Origin of the sequence: Luteimonas qiangzhengi (assembly GCF_039548515.1) — a bacterium.
Classification (GTDB): Bacteria; Pseudomonadota; Gammaproteobacteria; order Xanthomonadales; family Xanthomonadaceae; genus Luteimonas.
Genome location: NZ_JBCLVE010000014.1, coordinates 1 through 25,490, shown reverse-complemented (window position 1 = coordinate 25,490; position 25,490 = coordinate 1). Strand labels below are relative to the sequence as shown.

At 67.1% G+C, this 25,490-nt stretch carries 26 protein-coding genes; 3 read left to right on the top strand and 23 right to left on the bottom strand.

Annotated elements, in window-relative coordinates:
- Window positions 1-25: 25 nt before the first annotated feature.
- Window positions 26-1,183, top strand: a complete 1,158-nt coding sequence (locus WCE59_RS11695) for a phospholipase A (protein WP_343258951.1) — start codon at window positions 26-28, stop codon at window positions 1,181-1,183.
- 55 nt (window positions 1,184-1,238) lie between these two features.
- Here WCE59_RS11695 and WCE59_RS11690 read toward each other — a convergent pair whose 3' ends face one another.
- From WCE59_RS11690 to WCE59_RS11650, 9 genes are all read right to left on the bottom strand, one after another.
- The gene (locus WCE59_RS11690) at window positions 1,239-1,445 is read right to left on the bottom strand and encodes a cold-shock protein (protein WP_343258950.1); all 207 of its coding nucleotides are present in this window, start codon (window positions 1,443-1,445) and stop codon (window positions 1,239-1,241) included.
- 85 nt (window positions 1,446-1,530) lie between these two features.
- Window positions 1,531-2,295 carry an S-methyl-5'-thioinosine phosphorylase gene (locus WCE59_RS11685; protein WP_343258987.1) on the bottom strand — a complete coding sequence of 255 codons (765 nt, stop codon included), beginning with the start codon at window positions 2,293-2,295 and terminating at the stop codon, window positions 1,531-1,533.
- Between the two features lie 5 nt (window positions 2,296-2,300).
- Window positions 2,301-2,861: a hypoxanthine-guanine phosphoribosyltransferase gene (locus tag WCE59_RS11680; protein WP_343258949.1), complete on the bottom strand. Its 561-nt coding sequence runs from the start codon at window positions 2,859-2,861 to the stop codon at window positions 2,301-2,303.
- A complete protein-coding gene (gene nagZ / locus WCE59_RS11675; RefSeq protein ID WP_343258948.1) occupies window positions 2,858-3,880 on the bottom strand; it encodes a beta-N-acetylhexosaminidase in 1,023 nt (340 codons plus the stop codon). The genes WCE59_RS11680 and nagZ overlap by 4 nt, the downstream gene beginning before the upstream one ends.
- A 40-nt stretch (window positions 3,881-3,920) precedes the next feature.
- Window positions 3,921-4,580 (bottom strand): DsbA family oxidoreductase, encoded by a 660-nt coding sequence (locus WCE59_RS11670; RefSeq protein WP_343258947.1) that lies wholly within the window; start codon window positions 4,578-4,580, stop codon window positions 3,921-3,923.
- Entirely contained in the window at window positions 4,570-5,097 is a 528-nt protein-coding gene (locus WCE59_RS11665; protein WP_343258946.1) for a CYTH domain-containing protein, read from the bottom strand. The genes WCE59_RS11670 and WCE59_RS11665 overlap by 11 nt, the downstream gene beginning before the upstream one ends.
- 9 nt (window positions 5,098-5,106) lie before the next feature.
- The gene (gene rlmD / locus WCE59_RS11660) at window positions 5,107-6,423 is read right to left on the bottom strand and encodes a 23S rRNA (uracil(1939)-C(5))-methyltransferase RlmD (RefSeq protein WP_343258945.1); all 1,317 of its coding nucleotides are present in this window, start codon (window positions 6,421-6,423) and stop codon (window positions 5,107-5,109) included.
- Window positions 6,424-6,502: 79 nt separating this feature from the next.
- Entirely contained in the window at window positions 6,503-7,111 is a 609-nt protein-coding gene (locus WCE59_RS11655) for a YdbL family protein (protein WP_343258944.1), read from the bottom strand.
- Window positions 7,112-7,157: 46 nt separating this feature from the next.
- Window positions 7,158-9,185 carry a hypothetical protein gene (locus WCE59_RS11650; RefSeq protein ID WP_343258943.1) on the bottom strand — a complete coding sequence of 676 codons (2,028 nt, stop codon included), beginning with the start codon at window positions 9,183-9,185 and terminating at the stop codon, window positions 7,158-7,160.
- 33 nt (window positions 9,186-9,218) lie between these two features.
- Here WCE59_RS11650 and WCE59_RS11645 point away from each other — a divergent pair, with 33 nt between their 5' ends.
- A complete protein-coding gene (locus tag WCE59_RS11645) occupies window positions 9,219-9,929 on the top strand; it encodes a response regulator (protein WP_343258942.1) in 711 nt (236 codons plus the stop codon).
- On the opposite strand, the gene recO is transcribed toward WCE59_RS11645, so the two are convergent.
- The 9 genes from recO to rpoE form a co-directional block, all read right to left on the bottom strand.
- Entirely contained in the window at window positions 9,916-10,638 is a 723-nt protein-coding gene (recO, locus tag WCE59_RS11640; protein WP_343258941.1) for a DNA repair protein RecO, read from the bottom strand. The genes WCE59_RS11645 and recO overlap by 14 nt on opposite strands.
- Window positions 10,639-11,568, bottom strand: coding sequence for a GTPase Era (gene era, locus WCE59_RS11635; RefSeq protein WP_343258940.1), 930 nt, complete (start codon window positions 11,566-11,568; stop codon window positions 10,639-10,641).
- Complete coding sequence (gene rnc / locus WCE59_RS11630; protein WP_343258939.1) at window positions 11,565-12,248, bottom strand: ribonuclease III; 684 nt, start codon at window positions 12,246-12,248, stop codon at window positions 11,565-11,567. The genes era and rnc overlap by 4 nt, the downstream gene beginning before the upstream one ends.
- Complete coding sequence (locus tag WCE59_RS11625; protein WP_343258938.1) at window positions 12,229-12,609, bottom strand: DUF4845 domain-containing protein; 381 nt, start codon at window positions 12,607-12,609, stop codon at window positions 12,229-12,231. Before WCE59_RS11625 ends, rnc begins: the two co-directional genes overlap by 20 nt.
- Window positions 12,610-12,647: 38 nt before the next feature.
- Window positions 12,648-13,445 (bottom strand): signal peptidase I, encoded by a 798-nt coding sequence (lepB, locus tag WCE59_RS11620; protein ID WP_343258937.1) that lies wholly within the window; start codon window positions 13,443-13,445, stop codon window positions 12,648-12,650.
- A gap of 19 nt (window positions 13,446-13,464) precedes the next feature.
- On the bottom strand, window positions 13,465-15,261 hold the full coding sequence (lepA, locus tag WCE59_RS11615; protein WP_343258986.1) for a translation elongation factor 4: 1,797 nt from the start codon (window positions 15,259-15,261) through the stop codon (window positions 13,465-13,467).
- A gap of 135 nt (window positions 15,262-15,396) precedes the next feature.
- On the bottom strand, window positions 15,397-16,929 hold the full coding sequence (locus WCE59_RS11610; protein WP_343258936.1) for a Do family serine endopeptidase: 1,533 nt from the start codon (window positions 16,927-16,929) through the stop codon (window positions 15,397-15,399).
- Between the two features lie 53 nt (window positions 16,930-16,982).
- Window positions 16,983-18,038: a sigma-E factor negative regulatory protein gene (locus WCE59_RS11605; protein ID WP_343258935.1), complete on the bottom strand. Its 1,056-nt coding sequence runs from the start codon at window positions 18,036-18,038 to the stop codon at window positions 16,983-16,985.
- Window positions 18,035-18,649, bottom strand: coding sequence for an RNA polymerase sigma factor RpoE (gene rpoE / locus WCE59_RS11600; protein WP_343258934.1), 615 nt, complete (start codon window positions 18,647-18,649; stop codon window positions 18,035-18,037). The genes WCE59_RS11605 and rpoE overlap by 4 nt, the downstream gene beginning before the upstream one ends.
- Before the next feature lie 229 nt (window positions 18,650-18,878).
- On the opposite strand from rpoE, the gene WCE59_RS11595 reads away from it, so the two are divergent.
- Window positions 18,879-20,945: a 3-hydroxyacyl-CoA dehydrogenase NAD-binding domain-containing protein gene (locus tag WCE59_RS11595; protein ID WP_343258933.1), complete on the top strand. Its 2,067-nt coding sequence runs from the start codon at window positions 18,879-18,881 to the stop codon at window positions 20,943-20,945.
- A 32-nt stretch (window positions 20,946-20,977) separates the two neighbouring features.
- Here WCE59_RS11595 and WCE59_RS11590 read toward each other — a convergent pair whose 3' ends face one another.
- From WCE59_RS11590 to WCE59_RS11570, 5 genes are all read right to left on the bottom strand, one after another.
- Window positions 20,978-21,337 (bottom strand): PilZ domain-containing protein, encoded by a 360-nt coding sequence (locus WCE59_RS11590; RefSeq protein ID WP_343258932.1) that lies wholly within the window; start codon window positions 21,335-21,337, stop codon window positions 20,978-20,980.
- Window positions 21,338-21,339: 2 nt separating this feature from the next.
- Window positions 21,340-22,392 carry a DNA polymerase III subunit delta' gene (locus WCE59_RS11585; protein ID WP_343258931.1) on the bottom strand — a complete coding sequence of 351 codons (1,053 nt, stop codon included), beginning with the start codon at window positions 22,390-22,392 and terminating at the stop codon, window positions 21,340-21,342.
- Complete coding sequence (gene tmk, locus WCE59_RS11580) at window positions 22,389-23,030, bottom strand: dTMP kinase (protein ID WP_343258930.1); 642 nt, start codon at window positions 23,028-23,030, stop codon at window positions 22,389-22,391. Before tmk ends, WCE59_RS11585 begins: the two co-directional genes overlap by 4 nt.
- Complete coding sequence (mltG, locus tag WCE59_RS11575) at window positions 23,027-24,085, bottom strand: endolytic transglycosylase MltG (protein WP_343258929.1); 1,059 nt, start codon at window positions 24,083-24,085, stop codon at window positions 23,027-23,029. The genes tmk and mltG overlap by 4 nt, the downstream gene beginning before the upstream one ends.
- A gap of 39 nt (window positions 24,086-24,124) precedes the next feature.
- The coding region (locus tag WCE59_RS11570; RefSeq protein ID WP_449284158.1) for an aminodeoxychorismate synthase component I at window positions 24,125-25,490 on the bottom strand (1,366 nt) is incomplete at its 5' end.

Here is a 25,490-nt window from a genome sequence, read left to right as displayed (position 1 = left end):
TTTTCTGCATTCAGGATCCACACCGATGAAAACCGTTTCCGGCCTCACCCTCGCCATCGGCCTGTCCCTTGGGGCCGCACCTGCATCCGCCCAGGAAGCACCCTCCAGCCTGGAGGCCTGCGCAGCGATCGGCACCGATGCCTTGCGCCTGGCCTGCTATGACACGTTCGCCAACAGGCAGGCACCCAGCGTGGCCCTGGCAGACGCGGCGGCGGACGCTGCCGCAGAGGCGCAGCAGGTGCAGGCGCCCGAGGCCGGCGTTGCCGAATCCAACGCGACCCGTCGCGAACGCGCGCGCCAGGCGATCGACAGCATGTTCGTCTACGACAGCAGCGACCCACGCGCCGAGGCGATCGCCAACGTGGGCCAGGGCTCGTTGCTGGATACGCGCTGGGAGCTGGCTGCAGGTTCAAAGCTTGGACTGTTCAACTTCCGTGCCTACAAGCCGGTGTACCTGCTGCCTGCGTTCTGGACCAGCAGCACCAATCCAACACCGCAATCACCCAACCCGGAAAACACGGTCACCGACCCGCAGGATCTGGACAGCCTGGAAGCCAAGTTCCAGATCAGCTTCAAGACCAAGGCGCTGGAAAACATCTTCGGCAACAACGGCGACCTGTGGCTGGGCTACACCCAGAGCTCGCGTTGGCAGGTCTACGACAGCGAGCAGTCGCGCCCGTTCCGCGAGACCAACTACGAGCCCGAGGCGCTGCTGGTGTTCCGCAACGGCTATGGCCTGCCCGGCGGCTGGCGCGGACGGATGGCGGCGGTGGGCATCAACCATCAGTCCAATGGTCGCGGTGACCCGCTGTCCCGCAGCTGGAACCGGGTGATGTTCAACTTCGGCTTCGACCGCGAGGACTGGGCCCTGATGGTTCGCCCGTGGATACGCATCTCCGATGGCAGCGACGACGACAACCCGGACATGGCCGATTACATGGGCCGCGGCGACCTGACGCTGACCCATGCGCGGGGTGGTCACCGCTACACGCTGATGGCACGCCATTCACTGCGCGGCGGCGACCGCTCACACGGGGCGCTGCAGTTCGACTGGGGCTTCCCGATCCATCGCGCGTTCCGCGGCCACGTGCAGGTATTCAATGGCTATGGAGAAAGCATGATCGACTACAACCACAGGGCCACCTACATCGGCCTGGGCATCTCGCTGCAGGATTGGCTCTGAGCAAAAAAGAACCCCGCACGGATGCGGGGTTCCAGGTGACCTGAAAGCGGTCCGGTCAAGCGACCGGCGTCACCGCCGAGGCCTGGGCGCCTTTCGGGCCCTGGGTGACTTCATAGCTGACGCGCTGGCCTTCCTGCAGGCTGCGGAAGCCATCGGAGGAGATGGCGCTGTAGTGGACGAACACGTCCGAGCTTCCATCTTCCGGAGCGATGAAGCCAAATCCCTTGGCGTCGTTGAACCACTTCACTGTGCCGTATTGCATGAACTTTCCACCTCGTCTGGATTACGAATGCGCGCGCGTTTCCCACTGCCGCGCCAGCCGAGTATGCAAAGCAACGTTGACAACATCAACGTCTATGTTGTTTCAACAGCTCGCGCAGCAGATCCGGAAGGCAGGACGAAGCGACCTCCACGTTATCCAGTACCTCCTGAAGCGTGATCTCGTCCACGGAACCTCCGCAACCGGCGGCCCAGTTCGCAACGATGGCGATACTGGCGTAATCCAGCCCCAGTTCGCGTGCCAGTGCGGCTTCCGGCATGCCTGTCATGCCCACCAGGTCACAGCCATCGCGGCGCATGCGCTCGATCTCGGCTTTCGTTTCAAGCCTCGGTCCCTGGGTGGCGCCGTAACAGCCACCATCCACCATCTGCACGCCAGCTTGATGGGCCGCCTGCATTACGTTCTCCCGCAGGGCGGGCGTATACGGATCGCCGAAGTCGACGTGCAGCACCTCGGTGCCGGGCTCTTCGCACAGGGTCGAGATCCTGCCCCAGGTGTAATCGATGATCTGGTCCGGACAGGCAAGCACCCGCGGCCCGTACGCGTCACCGATCCCGCCTACGGTGTTGAGCGCAAGCACGCGCCGGGCGCCCAGGGCGTGCAGCGCGGCCAGGTTGGCCCGGTAGTTGATGCGATGCGGCGGGACCGAATGCTCCTCGCCGTGCCTGGCCAGGAAAACGACCTGCTGCCCGTCGATCGTGCCGATGCGCACCGGCCCCGACGGCTCGCCGTAGGGCGTGTGCGGCTGCACGGTGCGCACATCTTCCAGACCGTCCAGCCGATAAAGGCCGGTGCCACCGATCACCGCCAGCACGGGCGCCTTGTCCGTCATGTCGCTCACTCGGCCACGGCGTAGATCGCGGGCAGGTTGCGCCCCTGCTCCTGATAATCCATGCCATACCCGAAGACGTAGCGGTCCGGCAATTCCACGCCGCAGTAGTCCGCTTCCACGCCTTCAACCCGCCGGTCATGCACCTTGTCGGTGAGCACGGCGATGCGTACATCCCCGGCATTCTGGTCCTCGCACCAGCGCTGCACGGCCTGCAGGGTGTGGCCCTCGTCGAGGATGTCATCGACCAGCAGTACCCGGCGTCCGCGCATCGGCGTCTCTGGCCGGTGCAGCCAGGCAAGGCCCGACCCGGAGGTGCGGCCGCGATAGCGGGTGGCATGCAGGTAATCGAACTCCACATCCAGCCCACGCTCGCCAAGCGCGAATGAGAGCTTGGCCGCGAAATGCAGCCCGCCCTTCATTACGGTAATGAACAGCGGCGGGACCTCGTCATCGGCGTAATCGACCACGATCTCATCGGCCATTTCGCCGATCGCGTCGTCCAGCGCCTGCTGGTCGAAAAGCAGGTCTGCATCGCGCAGCACATCGGCCAACTGTTTGGTGCTCATGCCACGCTTCTCCCGTGTGCTGTCAGCATGTCCTGCGCATCGGTGTAACGCGCATCGGCGATCAATCCGTCCCAGCCCAGCGCGCCGCGCCCGATCAGTCCGGCAAGCGCCATGGTGTTGAGGCTGCGGCCTTCCACCGCCGCCAGCGATTCGGGCACCAGCTCCGGGTGGCAGACCAGCACCACGTCGCAACCGGCGTCCAGGTGCGCATCCACCCGGGCCTTGATTCCGCCTACGCCGTGGGCGGCAGCCATGCCGATGTCGTCGGAGAACACCACGCCGCGGAAGCCCAGGCCACCCTTGGACACGTCCTCACGCAGGATGCCGTTGATCCAGCGCGGGGAGTAGCCCGCGGGCTCCGGCGCGACCTGCGGATAGACCACGTGGGCCAGCATCACCGCGTCGGCACCGGCCTGGATACCGGCGGCGAACGGCACCAGATCCTCGGCACGGATGACTTCCAGCGGCCGGTCATCGATGGCGTGGTCGAAGTGGGTGTCTTCCCGCACCGACCCATGGCCCGGGAAGTGTTTCAGCGTGGCGGCCATGCCGGCGGCGTGCATGCCTTCGACATAGGCACGGGTGAGTTCGGCCACCACTTCCGGACGTTCGTGGAAGGCGCGGTCGCCGATGGCCAGGTTGCCGCGACCAAGATCAACCACCGGTGCGAAGCTCAGGTCCACGCCGGTGGCGAGGATCTCGCCGGCCATCAGCCAGGCATGCTCGCGTGCTGCCCTCAGTGCCGCCTGCGGATCGGTGGCGTATTGCCTGCCGAAGACTTCAAGCGGGGGCAGCGCGCTATAGCCCTCGCGAAAGCGCTGCACCCGGCCGCCCTCCTGATCCACGCAGACCAGCTGCGGGCGCGGAGCGGCCTCGCGGATCGCGGCGGCCAGGTCGGCCACCTGCGCGCGCGAGGCGAAATTGCGGGTGAACAGGATCACGCCGGCGCAGGCGTCATGCTGCAGCCACTCGCGCTCTGCCGGGGTCAATTCGGTGCCGGCAACGCCGATCACGAGCATGCGGTTTTCCTCCGTTGATACCGGTGCGGCATCACTGTGGTCATTGTGTCAGATGGGATGGCGGCGGCAGGGCCAGGGCCTGACGGATGGCATCGGCGAACGCTTCGGGCGGCTGCGCGCCGCGCACGGCAAGCCGACCGTCCAGCACGAAAAAAGGCACTGCGGAAATGCCGATCTGCCGGGCCTGGCCCATGTCGTTGCGGACGTCCTGCTCGCCGTCGGCTCCTGCCAGCAGGGCGTGGACGGATTCTTCCGCCAGCCCGCCCGCAGCTCCGGCCCTCACCAGGGTGGCAGGATCGGCAAGGCTGAGGCCTTCGGCAAAATGGGCGTGGAACAGGGCGTCGGCAACGGCGTCGACATCGACCTGCTGCTGGCGCGCCAGCCACATCAACCGGTGCGCAGGGAGGGTCGTGACACGCACCTGTCCCCGGCCGAGGTCGATCGGCAGACCGGCTTCGCGGCCGGCGGATTCCACCCGTTCGAACATGGCCCTGGCCTGATCTTCGCCACCAAACTTCTGTGCATAGGCCTCGGCCAACGGCACGGGCGTCGCATCCGCGTCAGGATCAAGCATGAAGGCCCGCCAGCGCAGCTCCACCTTCGGTGCGTCACTGCCCAGCAGTGCCAGGCCGCGGCGGAAGTGGGTAATACCGATCCAGCAGAACGGGCACACCAGGTCCGACCAGACATCAACGCGCATCGCCATCCTCCTCGGGGCCCTGCCTCTCCGCGTCGCTCCATGCAGTGAAAGGACGCTTGGACAGGGCGATGTTGTAATAGCGATGGAAGTCGGTGACCTCGGCACCCAGCCAGTCGGGTCGCTGGAACTCTTCATCCACCCCGCCCAGCTCGATTTCCGCCACCACCAGCCCGGCATTGTCACCTTCGAACTCGTCCACCTCCCACAGATGGGCGCCGTGGCGGACATAGTGGCGCTGCTTCTGCACCTTGCCGCCGGTGCACAGCGCCAGCAGCGCGCGCGCATCATCGACCGGCAGCGGGTATTCGAACTCCTGGCGGCTGCGCCCGGCTTCGCAGGACTTGATGTTGAGCGCCGCGCGCGGCCCTTCCAGACGCACCCGCACGCTGGCCAGATCGCCGCCCGCCAGCTTGTCGACCTGGTTGAGATACCCCTGCGCCATAGCCTCGGACCGCTCCGCGGCCTCGCGCCACCCGCTGCCGGTCACCAGGAACTTGCGTTCGATTTCAATGGCCATGCGGACTCCTCAACCCCGCTCGAACATTGCGATCGATTCCACATGCGCCGTATGCGGGAACATGTCCATCACCCCGGCTTTGCGCAGCTTCCAGCCGCGCTCGTTGACCAGATAGGCGGCATCGCGGGCCAGCGTATCGGGGTGGCAGCTCACGTAGACGATTCGCCCGAAGCGCTCCAGCGGCAGCTGCTTCAGCACGTCGATCGCGCCCGATCGCGGCGGATCCAGCAGCAGGCGGTCAAAGCCCTGCACCATCCACTCGGCTGCGCTCTGGTCCTGGGTGAGATCGGCGGCATGGAACTGTACGTGTCCCAGCCCGTTGCGCTGCGCATTGGCGCGTGCCCGCGCCACCAGCCCGGGATCTCCCTCAACGCCCACCACCTCGGCCGCGGTGCGCGCCAGCGGCAGGGTGAAGTTGCCCAGGCCGCAGAACAGATCCAGCACGCGCTGCCCCGGCCCCACGTCCAGCAGCTCGAGCGCCAGCGCGATCATTTTCTGATTGAGCCCGGCGTTGACCTGGATGAAATCCAACGGCTGGAAGCCAAGCTCCACATCCCAGGGCTCCAGCCGGAACGACAGCTCCGGCGGTACCGCAGGCCACAGCGGGTGCACGGAATCCACGCCGCCCGGCTGCAGGAAGATGGCCAGATCGTGCTCGCGGCCGAACGCTTCCAATGCCGTCAGGTCGTCCGCAACCAGCGGCTCCATATGGCGGATGATCAGCGCGACGGCCGCATCACCGGCGATGAATTCGACCTGCGGGATCACCTGCCGCGCTTGCAGCGATTCGATCAGCACCGACAGCGCGGCGATCCTCATACCCACCTGCGGGATGGCGGTATGGCACTCGGCAAGATCGGCAACGAAACGTGGATCCAGTTCGCGGAAACCGACCAGGGTCTTGTCCTTCTTCCGCACCCGGCGCACGGACAGCCGACCTTTGCGGCGGTAGCCCCAGGCCGCGTCGACCAGCGGCTCCAGCACGGTCTCCGGGGTCACGCCGGACTCGCCGAACTGCTCCAGCAGGCGGGCCTGCTTGACCAGGATCTGCTGGGCTCCATCCAGGTGCTGCAACACGCAGCCCCCACAGACGCCGAAATGTGGGCAGCGCGGCTCTACGCGGTCGGGAGAAGCGTGCAGCACCTCCACGGTGGTCGCCAGATCCGCCTCGCGCGTGCGCCGCGTCTGCTTCGCCAGCACGCGCTCGCCCGGCAGTGCGCCTGCGACCAGCACGGTCCGGCCGTTGTCACGACGGGCTACGCCACGGCCGTCGTGGCCCAACTCCATGATTTCGATTTCAAACGGCGTCTGGTCTATGCGGGCCACTGCGTCACTTGGATAAAGGAAGGCCCGCTATTGTCTCACCCAGCACCGTGTCGCTGTCGGGCCGGACGCATGCAGCCGGTCATTTCTGCCGCCAGCTTCCGCCTGAATCCTGGTACCACCACCCGGCCCGCGCGCGCTCGATCCACTGCCGCGCAAACACACCGCGGATCTGTCCTTCCCACTCCGGCCGGCCGTTGGCGACCGCGATTTCCCGGTACACGGCACGCGCATCACGGTTCTGTTCCGCCACCGCCTGGTTTGCCGCCACCCGCGCAGACAGCGGGATCGCACCAGCATCGCGCACCTGGACCGAACCATCGTTGCCAAAACCCAGCGCACCGCTGTCGAAATGTGGCCGCAGGGTGTTGCGGAACCGGTCGCGCATGCGCGCCCGGATCGCGTCGATCGCCGGCGTGCTGACGGTGATATCCGGACTCTGCGCGTGTGCGGTGCCAATGCCAAGCAATGCCAGCGGGTCGAACCGAACCGGCGCCAGGGCCATACCGCCCTGCCCGTCGGGGAACAGCAGGTCGTCATCGGCCGGAACCTCAGCCGGGCGTCCGATCACGTCATCAACGAATTCGCGGGCCGCTTCGCGCGCCTCCACCGCCGGAAAATGCACGTTGATGGTCACGCAGGCCGTCAACAACAGCACTGCGGCAAAACCCGAACCCAGCCAGCGTTTCATTGATCCATCTCCATTCGATTCCAGGATGCGGGCATCAATGCCCGCGTCAATCCACCACCGGCGTCACGTCGCCGCCGATCACCGCCGCAACCCGTTCCACCAGCGTCTGCCAGTCAACGTTGCGGTTGTGGCCGACCACCTGCAGCCGCGGGATGCCGGCACCTTGAACGATAGTAAATGTGTTGCCCGCTGAACGCAGGCCGCCCATCCGGCAGACCCCGTTGGCCAGACGGCAGCTGAGACCGATGCGCGAATAGCCGAAGTCATCGAAGAACCCGATCAGCTGCCCCTGCAGGCCGCCCATCAGCGAGCCGTTGCCCACGCTGGAAATGTTCTGCACCGCCCGCTGGCTGATCCGCTGGCGTACGCCGCGCCGGGGCACCGTGCCCAGCTCGGCATCAAACGCGGACAGCTGCCAGTCCACCAGCCGCAGACCGTCCATGTGGCCCGACAGCCGACCGGTGATGTGGCCCATATCGAACACCTCGGTGATCGCAAACAGATCCAGCTCATGCAGTTTCAGGTCCGCCGACAGGGTTGGTGCGACGCCGAAAGGCCGGTCCATGGACAGCGAGCCCACGTCGATCCGGCCGTCGAACACATCGACAGACAGTCCACCTTCGAACTCCAGCCGCTCATTCTCATAGCGCCCGGTCGGGATCCGGCCGCTCAACCTGCCGCCAAAGGCCGGCCAGCCGAAAGCGGCCGAAAGCTGCTCGACCTCGACATCCTCCACTGCCAGGGCGAAATCCAGCCGTAATCGCTGCCCCGCCACCGGCAGGCGCAGGGACAGCGGATCCAACACCACCTTTCCGCCCAGCAGTTCCACCCTGGCCGCCTCGCGCAGGCGAAGCTCTCCGTCGAGCCCCTGCAGCGCAAGCTGCGCTGGTCCGAACGTCAGCCCACTCACCGCGGCCGTACGCCACTGCAGCATGCTGTCTGCGGGGGTGCCAGACGGCAGTGCGACTTCGCCATCCAGGCCCTCGAATGCAAACCGGCCACCCTGCCCCAGCAGATCCAGATCATCCAGTCGCAGACGGCCGTGCCGGACGCCCTGCGGGTCCAGGCCAACGCGCGCATCCAGCCCACCGGTCATCTGCAGATCGGCCAGGCCCGCCAACGCGAGCCAGCCGGACAGGTAGCGCGCCGGCAGCAGGGTCGTGTCGTCGCTGACCAGCTCCACATCCAATGTCTTCAGGCCGGCATCGGGCGTGAATTCCGCCGAGCCATGCGCTGCCAGGGTCGTACCGTCCTGCCAGCTGAATCGCTCCAGCGTCCAGCCGGATGAGGGCGCTTCCCGCGCCGCGGCCACCCGCAACGGCACCGGTGTGTCCGGCAAGTCGATGAACGCATTCCCAAACAGCAGTGCGCCGCCGCCCAGCTCACCGTCCACCACCACGAGATTGCGGCCCCCGGGGCTGCGGAAGCCCACTTCCACCCGCGCCTCCAATCCTTCCCCGGCAGCGCTGGCATCGGCCGTTTCGAACGCGCCCTGGGCAAATCGCAGCTGCGCATCCAGCCCCAGCGTCCCGCCGGTCGGCGCGCTGATCCGCATGCTGCCATCCAGGCTGCCCGCACCCAGTTGCGCAGCCTCCCACGCCTGCGCCACCAGCGCCTGGGCCCAAGCCAACGGCACCCGGGCCAGCTCGATCCGGGTCAGGTCAGGGGTACGCGTGTCATGGGCCAGGTCGATCCGTGAATCACCCGCGCCCAGCGCGGCATGGATCCCGGTCGCACCCAGGTCCACCGCCAGGCGCATACCCGGCCCTGGCCCTGATCGAAGCACGCCTTCACAGAGCCAACCGCCCTGTCCGCTGGCGTCCCGCTGCAACGGACACTCCCAGGTGAGGTCCTGAAACGCGTAGCCCAGATCCGCTGCCGCCACATGGCCCACGGTCAGGCGCAGCCGGCCCTGTTCGGACCGCTCCGGCCACTCCAGCCTTGCGGTCACCTGCTCGAGCACCGCGACCGGACTGTCGATGCGATCGATCCGCGCTTCCAACACGCGCGCCTGCCCCGATGGCGCCCATGCCAGCAGGATTGTTCCCAGCAGTAGTAGGATGCAACGCACCATGCTGCGAGCATACCGAGGGAACGGGTGCGGACAATGAAGCCGAGACTGCTGCTGCTTGAGGATGAGCCCACGAGCCGGATGTTCCTGGCCACCGCGCTGGCGGAACTGCCCGTGGAAATCGACATCGCGCAAACCATCGCTCAGGGCCGGGAGCTCGCCGCAGATGGCAGTCACGCCCTGTGGCTGTTCGACGCCAACCTGCCTGACGGTACCGGTGGCGGGCTGCTGGCCGAGCTGCGCAGTCGCGGCCTGTCCACGCCGGCCCTGGTCCATACCGCCGCGGTCGAGACCGGGGAACGCGAACGTTTATTGGCCCAGGGCTTTACCAACGTGGTGGTCAAACCCCTGAGTGCCGGCGCATGGCGCCAGGCCGTCAGCGCCGCGCTGGCCCAGGCTCCTGCACCGCTGCCCATCGGCGAGAGCGCAGCCGGCTACGGGTCCACCGAGCTGCCGGTATGGGACGACGCGGCGGCGATCGCCGCACTCGGCGGCAGCCGCGACAACGTCGATGCCCTGCGCGGACTGTTTCTGGCCGAACTGCCCCCCGCCCGCGACGCGATCATGGCCGCGGCCCAGGCCGGCAACCACGCTGCCATGCACGACACCCTGCACAGGCTCCGTGCCAGCTGCGGTTTCGTTGGCGCCGCGCGCCTGGACGCTGCCGGGCAGGCGCTGCGTGACGCGCCCCACTGTCCCACTCGCCTGCAGACTTTCATCGAGGCGGCGGAAGTCACTGCCTGCTGATCCGCCCCAGCTCTCCCATCAGCTCCCAGGATTTGAGCCCGCGCCCACCCAGGTGGTGGGTGAGCGTTTCGCGCAGCGCGCGACGCAGGCCCGGCATGTCTTCCCGTTCGGGCAGCGTATCGGCCGCCAGCGCCAGCAGGCCGCGCCCGGATGCATCGCTGCGCTCACCGGCGCGCTGATCGCGCACCCGCCACAGTCCGACCTCGGGCTCAACCCGGTAGCGACCTGCCGGATCCAGCGGGGCGCCCTCGGCATCCACGCTGAAGTCGAATCCGACTCCAAGCGCTTCCAGCAGGTCGCGTTCGAAACGGCGCAGCGTCCATGCGAGTGGTTCAAGCTGTCGCAGGCGTTCGCGCACCTGTCCGTACAGCGCATACACCTGCGGCTGCGGATCCTGCCGCGGCACCAGCCGCAGCAGCAGTTCGCCCAGATAGAAACCCGCCATGCTGGCCTCGCCGACCAGCATCGGCGCGCTGTCAATCTGTTCGGCGGAATTGAGCCACGCCAGCTCGCCGCGCTGGGTGGCGTTCACCCTGATGTATTGCAGCGGCTGCAGCGCTGCCCGCAGGGCCTGGCGCTTCGGCCCGGTCACCCCGCGCGCCACCAGCCCCAGCCTGCCGTGGTTCGCGCTCAACACTTCGACCATCAGGCTGGTCTCCCGCCAGCGCCGCGCATGCAACACGTAGGCGGGCTCGGCGAGGTAGCGCAATTACGGCTCCTCGTAACCGAACGCCCGCAGCGCCGCCTCGTCGTCGGACCAGCCCTGGCGTACCCGCACCCAGGTCTGCAGGAATACCCTGGAGCCGAACAGGCGCTCCATGTGCTCGCGCGCCCGGGTTCCGATCTCGCGCAGACGCTCGCCGCCCTTGCCGATCACGATCGCCTTCTGGCCTTCGCGCTCCACCCAGATCACCGCGCCAATGCGCAGCAGCACGCCGCCCTTGGGCGAGGGCTCCTCGACGAAGGACTCAAGCTCCACCGTGGTGGCATAGGGCAGTTCAGCGCCCAGCTGGCGCATCAACTGCTCGCGCAACAGCTCCGCCGCCAGGAAGCGCTGGCTCCGGTCGGTGATTTCATCTTCACCGTAGAGCGCCGGCTGCTCTGGCAGCAGCGCAAGGGCACTGTCCACCAGTCCGTCCAGCCCCTTGCGTTTGAGCGCGGAGACCGGATGCACACTGGAGAACTCGCGCCCTTCGTTGACTTTGGCCAGGTACGGCAGCAGCGACGCCTTGTCCTGGATCCGGTCGACCTGGTTCACCACCAGCATGACCGGCACGCCGGCCTGGCGCAGGGTGTCATAGGCCGCGCTGTCCTCGTCTTCCCAGCGGCCTGCGTGCACCACCAGCATCGCGGCGTCCACGCCCTCCAGCGCTCCGCGCGCGGAACGATTCATCCAGCGGTGCATGGCGCTGGCGGTGGATTTGCCGTGGTCGCGGTGCAGCCCGGGCGTGTCCACGAGCACCAGCTGGCCGGCCGGGAAGGTGGCAATGCCAAGCATCCGGTGGCGGGTGGTCTGCGGGCGGTTGGAGACGATGCTGATCTTGGCCCCTACCAGGGCGTTGACCAGGGTGGATTTGCCGACGTTGGGGCGGCCGATCACGGCCACGTGGCCGGCACGATGGGGGGCTGGATTTGTCATGCGCCCATTGTAGGACGGGTCTCGAGCTGGGCGAGCACATTTTCTGCGGCCTGCTGTTCAGCCGCGCGACGCGAGCCACCCTCGCCCTCGGCAGTGGCCGCCGGCTGCGTTGTGCTGCAGCGCACGAGAAAGGTCCTGTCGTGGTCGGATCCGGATTCACCAAGCAGTTCGTAGCTGGGCAGCGGATGCTGTCGCCCCTGCAGCCACTCCTGCAGCCTGGTCTTGGGGTCCTTTTCCACCTTGCCCATCGCCAGCGCCCCGAGTTCGGGTTCCAGCCAGCCCAGCACCACGGCGCGGCAGGCGTCCATCCCGGCATCCAGGTAGATCGCGGCGATCACCGCTTCCAGCGCGTCGGAAAGGATCGAATCGCGGCGATGACCACCGGATTTCATCTCGCCGGGGCCCAGCACCAGGCGCGGCCCCAGGTCGAGCCTGCGTGCGATTTTGGCCAGGGTGGATTCGCGTACGAGTTCGGCGCGGGCGCGGGTCATGGCGCCTTCATCGGCCCGAGGCCAGCGCTGGTACAGCGCTTCGGCAGCGATCAGGCCCAGCAGCGCATCGCCGAGGAATTCCAGGCGCTCGTTGTGCGGCGCCCCGGCACTGCGATGCGTCAGGGCCTGCGAAAGCAGGCCCTGGTCATTGAAGCGGTGTCCGGCGAAATCAATCGATGCTGCCGGCACGCGTCAGCATCTGCACTGAATTGAACTTGCCCACCACATCGAGGTTGCCGACCAGCGGACGACGCACTTCGTACTCGACGTTCATTTCCCAGCCGTTATCGACCCGACGGAGCTTCACGTGCTCTTTCTTCACGTTTTCCGAATAGCTGATGTACAGCCGGCGGAAAAACAGGTCGTGGATCCTGGCCGGATCCTGGGTGGCGATGCCCGGCTCGTTGGCCAGCCCCTTCATCGCCGAACGCACGCTGTAATACTCCGAATACATCGGGAACAGCCGCATGGCCACGTAGGCGAAAAAGCCCACCACGGACAACACGATCACGAACCCGAGCAGGGTCATGCCCTTTTGTTTGCGCTTCATTGTTCCTCTCCCCAGGAAAGCGTTGCTGCCTTGCGCTGTCACGGAATCCGGTTACCGATCCGATCGAAGCCGACACCCCCGGCATCGCCGTCCCAGTTCATCCAGATCAGGAACGCTTTACCGCGCAGCTGGCTCTCGGGAAGCGTACCCCAGAAGCGGCTGTCATCGCTCCTGTCGCGGTTGTCGCCCATCACGAAATAGTGACCCTCGGGCACCGTCCACGGGCCGCGCTCGGCCGGATCGGCGATCGGCAGGGTGGTTTCCAGCACCTGGTGGCTGCGCCCGCGGCCAGAGACCGTTTCCTCCAGCAGCTGCGCGCCGTTCATATCGCGCCCACGGCCACGCCCCTGGTAATCACCGACCGGCACGTATTCGAAGGCGGTTCCGTTCACATAAACGGTGTTGTCCACGTAGTCGATCGTGTCGCCCGGAATACCGATCACGCGCTTGATCCAGTCCTGCTCGGGCTGGTGAGGCGGTCGGAATACCACCACGTCACCGCGCTTGGGCTCGCCAATCGCGATCACTTTCTTGTTGTTGATCGGCAGGCGCAGCCCGTAGGAAAACTTGTTGACCAGGATGAAATCGCCGATCAGCAGGGTCGGCATCATCGAGCTGGACGGAATGCGGAACGGCTCGGCCACGAAGCTGCGCAGGATCAGCACCACGATCAGCACCGGGAAGAACGCCTTGGAGTAATCGACCGCGATCGGCTCCCTCTCTTCCAGGAGCCCCGCTTTCGCCGCGCGCCGCTTGGCGAATACCAGCTTGTCCAGCAGCCAGATGATGCCGGTTGTGAAGGTCAGTACAACCAGGCCGATTTCAAACCATTTCATTGGAGCTCCTTGGGAGCAATCACGAATCGCGGCCGGTGTTGAGCACGGCCAGGAAGGCCTCCTGCGGGATCTCCACACTGCCCACCTGCTTCATCCGCTTCTTGCCTGCCTTCTGTTTTTCCAGAAGCTTCTTCTTGCGTGAAATGTCGCCACCATAGCACTTGGCCAGCACGTTCTTGCGCAGCGCTTTGACCGTGGTGCGGGCGATGACCTGCGAACCGATCGCGGCCTGGATCGCCACGTCAAACTGCTGGCGCGGGATCAATTCCTTCATCTTCTCGGTCAGGTCCCGGCCGCGCCGGTCGGCGTGGCTGCGGTGGACGATAAGCGACAGCGCATCCACCTTGTCGCCGTTGATCAGGACGTCCACGCGCACGAACGGACCCGGGTCAAAACGAAGGAAGTGGTAATCGAGCGATGCATACCCGCGACTGACCGATTTGAGCCGGTCGAAGAAGTCCAGCACCACCTCGGCCATCGGCAGCTCGTAGCTCACCTGCACCTGGCTGCCCAGGTACTGGATGCCGATCTGGCTACCGCGCTTCTCTTCGCACAGGGTGATCACCGAGCCGACGTAGTCGGGCGGGGTGAGGATGTTGGCGCGGATGATCGGCTCGCGAACCTCTTCTACCAGGTTGGACGGCGGCAGATCGGCCGGGTTGTCCAGCGGCAGCACCTCGCCGTCGACCTTGAGCACCTCGTAGATCACCGTGGGCGCGGTGGTGATCAGGTTCAGGTCGTATTCGCGCTCCAGCCGCTCCTGCACGATTTCCATGTGCAGCATGCCCAGGAAGCCGCAGCGGAAGCCGAAGCCCATCGCTTCGGAACTCTCGGGCTCAAAGCGCAGGGCCGCGTCGTTCAGGCGCAGCTTGTCCAGCGCCTCGCGCAGGTCCGGATAGTCATCGGCGTCGACTGGAAACAGTCCGGCGAACACCCGCGGCTGCATTTCCTGGAAACCCGGCAGCGGCTTTTCGGCCGGATCACCGGCCTGGGTCAGAGTGTCGCCGACGGGAGCGCCGTGCACATCCTTGATGCTGGCCGTGACCCAGCCCACCTCGCCCGCCGACAGCTTGCCGGTGACCTTGCGCTTGGGGGTGAACACGCCCACGCCGTCCACCTGATGGCTGCGTCCGGTGGACATCACCCGCAGCTTGTCGCCGCTCCTGATCTCGCCCTGCACCACCCGCACCAGCGACACCACGCCCAGGTAGTTGTCGAACCAGGAATCGATGATCAGCGCCTGCAGCTTGTCGGTATCGCCACGCTGGGGCGCCGGAATGCGGGTGACGATGGCTTCCAGCACGTCTTCAATGTTCAAGCCGGTCTTTGCGCTGACCGCGATCGCGTCGGAGGCGTCGATGCCGATCACCGCCTCGATCTCTTCCTTGGCCCGCTCCGGATCGGCCGTGGGCAGGTCGATCTTGTTCAGCACCGGAATCACTTCCAGGCCCTGCTCGACCGCGGTGTAGCAGTTGGCCACCGACTGGGCTTCCACACCCTGGGCCGCATCGACCACCAGCAGCGCGCCTTCACAGGCCGCCAGCGAGCGGCTGACCTCATAGCTGAAGTCCACGTGCCCGGGGGTGTCGATGAAGTTCAGGTGGTAGGTCTGTCCATCCTTGGCCGTGTACGGCACGGATACGGACTGGGCCTTGATGGTGATGCCGCGCTCGCGTTCGATCGGATTGTTGTCGAGTACCTGCTGTTCCATCTCGCGCGCAGTCAATCCTCCACACAGCTGGATGATGCGGTCGGCCAGAGTCGACTTGCCATGGTCAACGTGGGCGATGATGGAAAAGTTGCGGATGTTCCGCATCGGATCACTCATTGGGCAGGCGTCACTGTCGCGAGGTGGCGGGGGAAACGAAGCATTATCGCATAGCAAAGCGCCCGTCCCTGCAACAGGAACGGGCGCTGGTTACAGCGTGGCGCCGAAGCGCCAGACCGGGGTTCAGCCGTCGGCGTCGCGCAGGGTCACCGCCACGAACTCGGCGCCGCCGCCGCGATGGCGCAGCAGCATCACCGTCTGCCCGGGTTTGACGTCACGCAGCTGGCGCTCCAGGTCCTGAACGCTGCCAATCGCGGTGCGGCCAACCCGCGAGATCACATCGCCGGGCTGGATGCCGGCGCTGCGCGCGGCCAAGCCTTCCACCCGCACGATGCGCACGCCCTCGCCGTCCGCCAGGCCCGCCTGACGGCGCTGGGCCTCGGTGAGGTCACTGGCCACCAGCCCCAGCGGGTTGCTGGATGCGGTCGCGTCCGCACGCCCATCCTGTCCACGTGCGGGGCCGGAAGCGGCGGCAGCCGAGGCAGCATCATCCAGCGCGGCCAGGGTCACGGTGAAGTTGCGCGTCCGGCCTTCGCGGAACACTTCCAGGCGCACCTTTGTGCCCGGCGCCATGTTGCCCACGATCGGCGGCAGGTCGCTGGCCTGGACAATGGCCGTGCCATCGACGCCGCGGATCACGTCGCCGATCTCGATCCCGGCGTCCTCGGCCGGACTGCCCGGCTGCACGCCGATTACCAGCGCACCGCGGGTATCGGGCAGATCGAAGCCGGCCATCGCCTCCCTGCTCACCGGCTCCACGTTCACGCCCACCAGGCCGCGCTGCACGCTGCCGGTGTCCTTGATCTGTTCGGCCACGTTCATGGCGATATCGATCGGGATGGCGAAGCTGACGCCCTGGTAGCCGCCGCTGTTGCTGAAGATCTGCGAGTTGATGCCGATGACCTCGCCGCGGGTGTTGAGCAGCGGACCGCCCGAGTTGCCGCGGTTGATCGCCACGTCGGTCTGGATGAACGGCACGTACTGCTGGTTCGCATAGCGGTTGGATCGGCCGACCGCGCTGACGATGCCGGCGGTGACCGACTGCTCCAGGCCGAACGGCGATCCGATCGCCACCGCCCACTGGCCGGCACGCACGCGGCCGGCATCGCCGGGGCGCAGCACGGTCAGGTCGTCCGCGTTGATCTTGAGCACGGCCACGTCGGACTGCTCGTCGCTGCCGACCACCTCCGCGTCGTACTGGCGCTGATCGTGCAAGCGCACACGCACCTCGTCCGCATTGGCGATCACGTGGTGATTGGTCAACAGGTAGCCGTCGTCGCTGATCAGGAAGCCGGTGCCCATGGACATGCCGCGCGGCGCCGGTGCCTGGGGGCCATCAGGCATATCGGGCATCGAAAAACCCGGGCCGAAGAAACGCCGGAAGATTTCCGGGAACATGTCCTGGTTCGGCGCCCTGCGCTGGGCCGTGCGGCCGGTGATGGTGGCCTCGATGCTGACCACGCCCGGCCCCACCTGCTCGACCAGCCGGGTGAAGTCCGGCAGACCGGTCACCAGCTCGGGAGCCGCGGCCTGGGTGACCTGCGCGCTCGTGCTCTCCTGGGCTGCAGGCTCGGCGGTGGCAGAAGGCAGGATCACGGCTGCGGTTGTCGCCGCGGTGACCAGCACAAGCATCAAAACAGGAATACGGGCTTTCATCCTGGAAGTGTCCTCAAATAATCAGTAAGGGAAACGGCGCAGCGCGAAGCCGCTCAGCGCGGGCCGATATCGGGATCGACCTGCTGCCCGGACGCGGGCACGACCGGCGCCTGCGCACCGCGAACGGCACCGGCGCCAATGGCCGTCTCAGCGCGCCTGCCCACCATGCTTGCCGCCACGTCCGGCGCAAGTCCGAACCGCTCTGCCGCGGCCTGCGGCTCCGTCAGGGACGGCATCAGCCAGGTCGCTGCGGGCTGAATTGCCTGACCCAGGCCCACCGCGTAGGCATTGCCGGTGCCCGACACTGCCGCGCGCGGCCAGGGCCGGCTGCCGACGGTCATTGGCAGTGACTGGAACGGATCCGCACCAATTCCATCCGACGCCGCGGGCAGCAGGGCCACAGCGCTGTCCCGCATTGCCGGGAATGGCACCACGACGGCTTCGCGCGGAGTGGGCATATCCAGCGGTGCGGGAGCTGCAGCCGGAGCGGCCGCTGCGATCATTTGCTGTGGCGGCACACTGGCCGCACGAGCGCTGGCGCGCGACGCCGCAACTGCAGGTTCCGCCTGCTGCTGCACGTCGAGCGCGTCTGCGTCACTGCGCGGCGCTTCGGCCAGGATGGGCCCGGTCCGGGTTGGAGCCGGCTCCTGCGGGGCAGCCTCGGCACTGGCAGCCAGCGCGGGCACGGCCTGCACGGGCGCCTGTTCGGGCATTGGTCCGCCCTGGCGGCCGACCAGCAGTGCGGCCATGGCCACCGAAGCCGCCAGCGCCGCTCCCCCGCCCCAGCGCAGCACGCGTTGCCCACCGCTGCGGGCCGGCTGCTGGACAGGCTGTGACTGCTCATCGGTGATCGCCATGGACACGCGGCTGGCGAAATCTGCCGGCAGCAGCGCGTTGCGCTGCCCGCGCAGCACGTCACCGGACATCTGCCAGCGCTCCCAGCGCTCGGCCAGCTCCACGTCATGCTGCAAACGGCGCAGCATGAAGCGCGCCTGGTCCGGTGACAGCTCGCCATCAAGCATCGCCGACAGTTGCTGGCGATGGTAACGATCGAGTTTGTCCGCATCCGGCAGGATCTGGATGCTGTCGCTGTCTTCGTGTTGCGTCATCGTGTAGCGCGCTCCGAGCTGGTTTCACTGTCCATCAGTGGTTTGAGTTCCTCATCGATTGCCTCCCGGGCGCGGAAGATGCGCGAACGCACCGTCCCAACCGGGCAGCCCATCCTCTGGGCGATTTCGTCGTAGCTCAGGCCGTCGACCTCACGCAGTGTGATTGCGACCCGAAGCTCTTCAGGCAATTGTTCGACAGCGTGCAGCACCGTTTGTTCCATCTGCTGGCGCATCATTTCCCGTTCCGGGGTGTCGCTGTCGCGCAATCGCACGCCCGAATCGAACTGTTCGGCATCGGATACGTCTATGTCCGAGCCCGGCGGCCGACGGCCAAGGGAGACCAGATGGTTCTTGGCGGTATTGACCGCAATGCGATGCAGCCAGGTGTAGAACTGCGCATCGCCGCGGAAGCTGCCGATCGCCCGGTAGGCGCGGATGAACGTTTCCTGGGCCACGTCCTGGCATTCGCTCCAGTCCGCCACGTAACGACCGATCAGGCCAGCAATCCGATGCTGGTATTTGCGCACCAGCAGGTCAAAGGCGGCCATATCGCCGCTCTGCACGCGTTTGACCAGTTCCTGGTCCAACTGCTGGGTGTCGTTATCGGCCATCGGGCCGGGCTCCTTTCTTGACCGGCAATCTGCCGGGCGCTGCGGCCGGAAAGCAGGCTGGACGGGGCTGTCCGCCTACTGTGAATGATTCAAACTGGGGGCGCGGGACCGCTCAGGCAACCCCCGACAGATGGGAAACACCGACCTACCATCGCATGGCAGGATTTGACGCAGGGTGAGCGACCTCTGGATCATAGGGGGTTTCCCATACCCTGACGGATGGTGTCGCATGATTGCAGGCCTCGACGGACTGCGTTTCAGCCATTGGAAAGCCGAGCAGCGCGAAGACGCCGTGCTGGTGCTCTCGCTCGACCGCGAGGGCGAGTCGGTCAACACGTTCTCCCAGGACGTGCTGCTCGAGCTGGACAGCTTGCTGGAACGCCTGGCCCTGGATCCTCCCAGGGCACTGGTACTGCGTTCGGCGAAAGCCAAGGGCTTCATCGCCGGCGCGGATATCCGCGAATTTCGCGAGTTCGATGCGAAGGGCACCATCAGCGACTCGATCCGCCGCGGCCAGCAGGTGTTCCAGCGCCTGGCCGAGCTGCCCTGCCCCACGGTGGCTGCGATCCACGGCTTCTGCATGGGCGGCGGCACCGAGATTGCACTGGCGTGCGATTACCGGGTGGCCAGCAGCGATGACTCAACCCGCATCGGCCTGCCGGAAGTCAACCTGGGCATCTATCCCGGCTGGGGTGGCAGCGTGCGGCTGCCGCGACTGGTCGGCGCGCCGTCCGCGTTCGACATGATGCTGACCGGCCGCGCCCTGTCGGCCAAAGCGGCGCGGGCAATCGGGCTGGTGGACAAGATGGCCGAACCCGCGCTGCTGGTGGACACGGCTGCCGGGCTGGCGCTCAAGGGCGCCACGCGCCCGTTCAAGCAGCGCTTCATGGGCTGGGCCACCAACCTGTGGCCGGTGCGCCAGGTGCTGGCGCCGATCCTGGTCAAGCAGGTCGCCGGCAAGGCGCGCAAGGACCACTACCCCGCGCCGTATTCGCTGATCGAAACCTGGCGCCGCAGCGGCGGTGGAACCGGGTCACTGCTGGATGCCGAGCGCAGGTCGGTGGTCAAGCTGGCCGGCACATCGACCGCGCGCAACCTCACCCGCGTGTACTTCCTGCAGGAGCGGCTGAAGGCCCAGGGCAGCGGCGAACACAACGTGCAGCGACTGCACGTGATCGGCGCCGGCGTCATGGGCGGCGACATCGCCGCGTGGTCGGCCTACCGCGGCATGCAGGTGACCCTGCAGGACCGCGAGCAGCCGTACATCGACAAGGCCCTTGAGCGCGCACAGGAGCTGTTTGCCAAGCGCGTCAAGGACGATGCCAAACGGCCGGAAGTGGCCGCACGACTGAAGTCGGACCTGGAAGGTGCCGGGCTGGCCGAAGCGGACCTGGTGATCGAGGCGATCATCGAGGATGCCGACGCCAAGCGCGGTCTGTATGCACAGGTGGAGCCGAAGCTCGCTCCGGGCGCGTTACTGACCAGTAACACGTCTTCCATCCCGCTTGCGGAACTGGCCAACGGCCTGCAGCAGCCGGCACGGTTCGCCGGCCTGCACTACTTCAACCCGGTGGCAAAGATGCCGCTGGTGGAGATTGTGTGTCACGAGGCGATGGACCCGGCCACTGCCCAACGGCTGGCCGCGTTCTGCCGCGCGATCGGAAAGCTGCCGGTGCCGGTGGCAGGCACGCCGGGCTTCCTGGTCAACCGCCTGCTGTTCCCGTACATGCTGGAAGCGGCCACCGCGTACTCGGAAGGCATCCCGGGCGCGGCAATCGACAAGGCCGCGGTGAAGTTCGGCATGCCCATGGGTCCGATCGAACTGATCGATACCGTCGGGCTGGACATCGCCTCGGGCGTGGGCCGCGAACTGGCGCCGTTCCTCGGACTGGATATCCCGCCTGCGCTGGCGACGCCTCCAGAAGCCGGCAAGCGCGGCAAGAAGGACGGTCAGGGCCTGTACGCCTGGGAAAACGGCAAGGCCAAAAAGCCCGAACTGCCCAAGGACTTCCAGGCTCCCGAGGACCTGGAAGACCGGCTGGTGCTGGCCATGCTCAACGAAGCGGTGGCGGCGCTGCACGAGGGCGTGGTGGAAGACGCCGACCTGCTCGATGCGGGGGTGATCTTCGGCACCGGCTTCGCGCCCTTCCGCGGCGGACCGATCCAGCACATCCGCACCGTGGGTGCCGACAAGCTGCTGGAGCGGCTGAAGGCGCTGCAGGGCCGCTACGGCGACCGCTTCGCCCCGCGTCCGGGCTGGGACAACCCGGCCCTGCGGGAAGCGTCGGTGGCCTGATCACCGATTAGGCACCGGCATCAGGAGCCGACCTACATCGTGTGGGTCGGCTTATCCGAATTAAGAGTGCCAGCCAGCAGGGTCTCGATGCGGCCCTTGGCCGCTTCCCCCTCGTTGCTGTCGGCAAACTGCACGCCAACGCCTGCGGTCCGGTTGCCCTGGGCACCGACAGGCGTCACCCAGACCACCTTGCCGGCGACCGGCACCCGGTCCTGGGTTTCAGGCAGGGTCAGCAGCACGAACACCTCGTCACCGAGGAAGTAACGCTTGGGCGTCGGCACGAAGATGCCGCCGTGCTTGAGATACGGCATGTAGGCGTTGTACAGCCCGGCCTTGTCTTTGAGCACCAGCGACAGGATCCCCTGGCGCATGCCCGGTACGGTTGCCCCCATGTCTACCTCCTCCTACCCGGCTCGCGGTGGGCCGCGGTCAGGTCATGCCATTGCAGCAGCAGTGCGCCCACCGCCAGGTCCGCGCGCACGGTGGTACGCAGCAGGTCACGGGTCCGGTTGGCTTCATCAAACCAGTCAGCAAGACTGCGGCCAGACCGGGGGTCGGTCAAGCCCGCCGCCCGGGTCAGGACGAAGTCGGCTGCATGGCGCAGGCGCTGGGCGCCCATGTCGTCGTCGACCCAGCGCTTGGCCGCCTCCGATGGCGCCAGCTCACCGCGCGCCAGGCCCGCCAGGTCGGCTGCCACTTCACGCCGCAGCTCGATGCCACCGTCGCGCAGCCAGGAGTCCGCCAGCCCTGGATGGCCGCGGGCGGCATCCAGGGCTTCGGCCGCCGCGGTCGCTGCATGGCCCTGCTGCTGCAGCCACGCCAGGCCCTCAGCCAAGGACGGCAGGCGGAATTCAAGCCGCTGGCAGCGGCTGCGGATGGTGGCAGGCAGCCCCGCCGGATTGGCGCTCAAAAGCCACAGGTAACGCCCTGGCACGGGCTCTTCCAGCGTTTTGAGCAGCGCGTTGGCGGCGTTGGTGTTCATGTCCTCGGCCGGATCGATGATGGCAACCTTGACCCCGCCATACTGCGGCGTGGTGGCCAGGCGCTCGGACAGTGCGCGCACCTGGTCCACCGGGATCACCGTCATCTGCCTGGGCGGCGACGGCGTGATACGCCAGGCATGGCCCACGAAGATCGCGTCCGGGTGCGCCGGGTGCCCCCAGGGGTGGGACAGGGAGCCATCAGGACGCTGTTCCAGCGGCTCCTTCTGCGAGCGCGCCTGGAACAGGCTGCAGCCCCGGCAGCCCCCACAGGGACGCGCACCGTGATCGGGCGCCTGGCACAGCAGCCGCGCAGCCAGGCGTTCGGCCACCCGGCGCTTGCCCAGCATGGCCGGCCCGCTGAACAGCAGCGCATGGCCCATGCGGCCAGCATCCAGCGATGCAGCGGCCTGGTCATACACGCGCTGTTGCCAGGGCGTCAGTGCTTGCTCGTGCGTATTGTTCATTGGGCCTCCCGCCAGCCCTGCAGCGCGGCCAGGGCGGCCGCGGCCACGGCTTCCACGGGCTGGGCGGCATCGATCACCCGGAACCGTGCGGGCTCCGCCGCGGCACGATCGCGGAACACCGCGCGTACCCGCTCGAAGAAGCCGTCGCGCTCACGCTCAATACGATCAGGCACCAGGTCGCGGCCGCGGGTGCGCTCTCGTCCGGTCACCACGTCCAGATCCAGCAGCAGGGTCAGGCCGGGACGCAGGCCAACCACGCTGCGTTCCAGGGTTTCAATCAGGTCCGCATCCAGTCCCCGGCCGCCGCCCTGATAGGCATAGCTGGAGTCGGTGAAGCGGTCACACAGCACCCAGGCACCGCGCTGCAGCGCCGGACGGATCACCTCACGCACGTGCTGGGCTCGGGCGGCGAACATCAGCAGCAGTTCGGTCTCCGCCGCAGCCGGTTCGTGTCCGGGGTCCAGCAGCAGGGTGCGAATGGTTTCGGCCAGCGGCGTTCCGCCCGGCTCGCGGGTCAGCACCACCTCGTCGCCGCCGGCCGCCAAGGCATGGCGCAGGCTGCCCAGCACCGTGGTCTTGCCGGCGCCCTCGCCGCCTTCCAGGCTGACGAAGCGCGGGTGGGTCGGCAGGGGATTCATTGCGACTGGGCCCCTGATCCGAAGCGCTCCCGATAACGACGCACGTATTCGCGCACTGCGACCTGATGCTCGGCATAGGTGCGGGAAAACACGTGGCGCCCGCTGTCATCGCCGACCGCCACGAAATACAGCGCATCTCCCGCCTCGGGTCGGGTGGCGGCGCGGATGGCGTCGGCCCCGGCCATGGCGATCGGGGTCGGCGGCAGGCCGTCGCGGGTGTAGGTGTTGTAGGGGGTATCGGTCCGCAGGTCAGTGCGACGGATGTTGCCGTCGTAGGCACTGCCCATACCGTAGATCACGGTCGGGTCGGTCTGCAGGCGCATACCGCGCTGCAGCCGACGGGTGAACACACCGGCAATCTGGCCGCGCTCACCGGCAATGCCGGTTTCCTTCTCGATGATCGAAGCCAGGACCAGCGCGTCCTCGGCCGTCTCCAGCGGCAGCCCATCGGCGCGCTTTTCCCACGCCTGTGCAAGCGCCGTGTCGAGCGCGTCTGCGGCCCGCTGTAGCAGGTCCAGGTCGCTGTCACCGCGGGTGTAGAGGTAGGTTTCGGGCAGGAACCGGCCTTCCGGATGCACGCCCGGACGGCCGAGCACGTCCATCAGCGCCGCATCGTCCAGGTCGACGGTTTCCTGCAGCAGCGGCGTGGCGCGGCTCAGTGCGGCGCGCAGCTCGCGGATGTTCCAGCCTTCGACAATAGTGAAGCGGTGGCGGATGACGCGGCCATCGCGCATTTTGACCAGCAGATCCGTTGCGCTCATGCCGGGATCGAGCCGGTATTCGCCCACCTGCAGCCGGTCACCGGCTTCCAGCCGCCGCGCCAGCAGCTGCCATTCCACCCGGTGGCCATCGCTGATGCCGGCTTCGCGCAGCCTGCCGAGCACGCGCAGGAACGAATCCCCGCGCTCGACCATCACGGTGTCGCCCTCGTCGATGCCCGACAGCGGTCCGTTGGCGAAGCCCTGGTGGTGGTTCCACGCCAGGTACGCCAGCACGCCGGCCAGCAGCGCGGAAATCACGAAGAACAGCCCGATGCCAAACCCGCGCCTGCTCACCGGCGTCCCTGCCACGTATTGGAGAAGAAGATCATCGCGTCAGGATACCGACAGCCGGGGGGACAGGGCGAGGAGCATGCCGCGGGCTTTGGCGCGGGTTTCGGCCAGTTCGCGGTCGGGCGTGGAGTCGGCAACGATGCCGGCGCCAGTGCGGAAGCGCAGCGTGTCGCCTTCCAGCTCGGCACTGCGGATCAGGATGTTCAGGTCCATGTCTCCATCGCGGTTCAACCAGCCCATCGCCCCGGTGTACGCACCGCGACCAACGCCCTCCAGCTCGGCGATGATCTGCATGCAGCGCACCTTTGGACAGCCGGTGATGCTGCCCCCCGGGAACACCGCGGCGATCACCTGGCCCGGGCTGGCATCGTCGCGCAGGCGTCCGCGCACGTTGCTGACGATGTGGTGCACCTGGGCGTAGCTTTCGACCGTCATCAGCTCGTCGACCTCCACGCTGCCCGCGGTACACACCCGGCCCAGGTCGTTGCGCTCCAGGTCCACCAGCATCACGTGTTCGGCACGCTCCTTGGGGTCGGCCACCATCTCCTGCACCCGCAGCACATCGTCGTCACCCGGCAGGCGCGGCCGGGTGCCCGCGATCGGGCGGGTCTCGACCACCTCGCCGCGCACCGAAACCAGGCGCTCGGGCGAAGCGCTGGCCACCGCCCAGCCCTCACCGCAGAACAGGCCGGAAAAAGGCGCGGGGCTTGCTTCACGCAGCCGCGCATAGACGGCAGCTGGCTCCGGCGAGGTGGCGAAGCGCGCCTGCCATGCGCGGGAAAGATTGACCTGAAACACGTCTCCAGCGGCCAGGTAGGCCAGGATCCTTTCCACCCCTGCGGTAAACGCTGCGGGATCGTCTTCAACCAGATCGACCGGCGGCGCCCACGGCTGCAGCAATGGCTGTGCTGCAGCTGTCGAGGCATCGGCCACGATTTGTTCGAGCAGGTCTTCGTGGCCGGGCTCGGCGACCGCCACGCATTCACCGCTGCCCCGATCACGCAGCACCGCTGCTGGGCAGCGCAGCGCAACGGCAGCCGGCAGGCTGCCTGGCGCCGGCGGCAGGCGCAGGACCGGTTCGACCTGGCCGGCCAGCTCATAGCCCAGCAGCAGCGCCCAGCCGCCGCAGAAGGGCCAGCGAGGCTCCACGCGTGGGGTCCGGAGCTCGCGCCACTGTGCATCCAGCGCGTCCAGGAAAGGGACGTCCAGCAGCGTTGCCGCGCCATCACGGGTGCGGCCATCGGCATCGAGAGTCAGACAGGCGCCGCTGGAAGTCAGCAGCATGTCCCACTGCCCCTGGGCGGTGCCGTGGGCAACGGATTGCAGCAGCACCGGATAGCGCGCTGGGGGGGGGGGGGGGGGAGAAAAAAAAAAAAGAGCGGCAAGAAGAGGAAAGGAGAGAAGAACG

What these genes read in the sequence shown, in the direction of transcription:
- WCE59_RS11695 (WP_343258951.1), top strand. Translation starts at nt 26, where the DNA reads ATGAAAACCGTTTCCGGCCTCACCCTCGCCATCGGCCTGTCCCTTGGG.
- WCE59_RS11690 (WP_343258950.1), bottom strand. Translation starts at nt 1,445, where the DNA reads ATGCAATACGGCACAGTGAAGTGGTTCAACGACGCCAAGGGATTTGGC.
- WCE59_RS11685 (WP_343258987.1), bottom strand. Translation starts at nt 2,295, where the DNA reads ATGACGGACAAGGCGCCCGTGCTGGCGGTGATCGGTGGCACCGGCCTT.
- WCE59_RS11680 (WP_343258949.1), bottom strand. Translation starts at nt 2,861, where the DNA reads ATGAGCACCAAACAGTTGGCCGATGTGCTGCGCGATGCAGACCTGCTT.
- nagZ (WP_343258948.1), bottom strand. Translation starts at nt 3,880, where the DNA reads ATGCTCGTGATCGGCGTTGCCGGCACCGAATTGACCCCGGCAGAGCGC.
- WCE59_RS11670 (WP_343258947.1), bottom strand. Translation starts at nt 4,580, where the DNA reads ATGCGCGTTGATGTCTGGTCGGACCTGGTGTGCCCGTTCTGCTGGATC.
- WCE59_RS11665 (WP_343258946.1), bottom strand. Translation starts at nt 5,097, where the DNA reads ATGGCCATTGAAATCGAACGCAAGTTCCTGGTGACCGGCAGCGGGTGG.
- WCE59_RS11655 (WP_343258944.1), bottom strand. Translation starts at nt 7,111, where the DNA reads ATGAAACGCTGGCTGGGTTCGGGTTTTGCCGCAGTGCTGTTGTTGACG.
- WCE59_RS11650 (WP_343258943.1), bottom strand. Translation starts at nt 9,185, where the DNA reads ATGGTGCGTTGCATCCTACTACTGCTGGGAACAATCCTGCTGGCATGG.
- WCE59_RS11645 (WP_343258942.1), top strand. Translation starts at nt 9,219, where the DNA reads ATGAAGCCGAGACTGCTGCTGCTTGAGGATGAGCCCACGAGCCGGATG.
- era (WP_343258940.1), bottom strand. Translation starts at nt 11,568, where the DNA reads ATGACAAATCCAGCCCCCCATCGTGCCGGCCACGTGGCCGTGATCGGC.
- WCE59_RS11625 (WP_343258938.1), bottom strand. Translation starts at nt 12,609, where the DNA reads ATGAAGCGCAAACAAAAGGGCATGACCCTGCTCGGGTTCGTGATCGTG.
- lepB (WP_343258937.1), bottom strand. Translation starts at nt 13,445, where the DNA reads ATGAAATGGTTTGAAATCGGCCTGGTTGTACTGACCTTCACAACCGGC.
- lepA (WP_343258986.1), bottom strand. Translation starts at nt 15,261, where the DNA reads ATGCGGAACATCCGCAACTTTTCCATCATCGCCCACGTTGACCATGGC.
- WCE59_RS11610 (WP_343258936.1), bottom strand. Translation starts at nt 16,929, where the DNA reads ATGAAAGCCCGTATTCCTGTTTTGATGCTTGTGCTGGTCACCGCGGCG.
- WCE59_RS11605 (WP_343258935.1), bottom strand. Translation starts at nt 18,038, where the DNA reads ATGACGCAACACGAAGACAGCGACAGCATCCAGATCCTGCCGGATGCG.
- rpoE (WP_343258934.1), bottom strand. Translation starts at nt 18,649, where the DNA reads ATGGCCGATAACGACACCCAGCAGTTGGACCAGGAACTGGTCAAACGC.
- WCE59_RS11595 (WP_343258933.1), top strand. Translation starts at nt 18,879, where the DNA reads ATGATTGCAGGCCTCGACGGACTGCGTTTCAGCCATTGGAAAGCCGAG.
- WCE59_RS11590 (WP_343258932.1), bottom strand. Translation starts at nt 21,337, where the DNA reads ATGGGGGCAACCGTACCGGGCATGCGCCAGGGGATCCTGTCGCTGGTG.
- WCE59_RS11585 (WP_343258931.1), bottom strand. Translation starts at nt 22,392, where the DNA reads ATGAACAATACGCACGAGCAAGCACTGACGCCCTGGCAACAGCGCGTG.
- tmk (WP_343258930.1), bottom strand. Translation starts at nt 23,030, where the DNA reads ATGAATCCCCTGCCGACCCACCCGCGCTTCGTCAGCCTGGAAGGCGGC.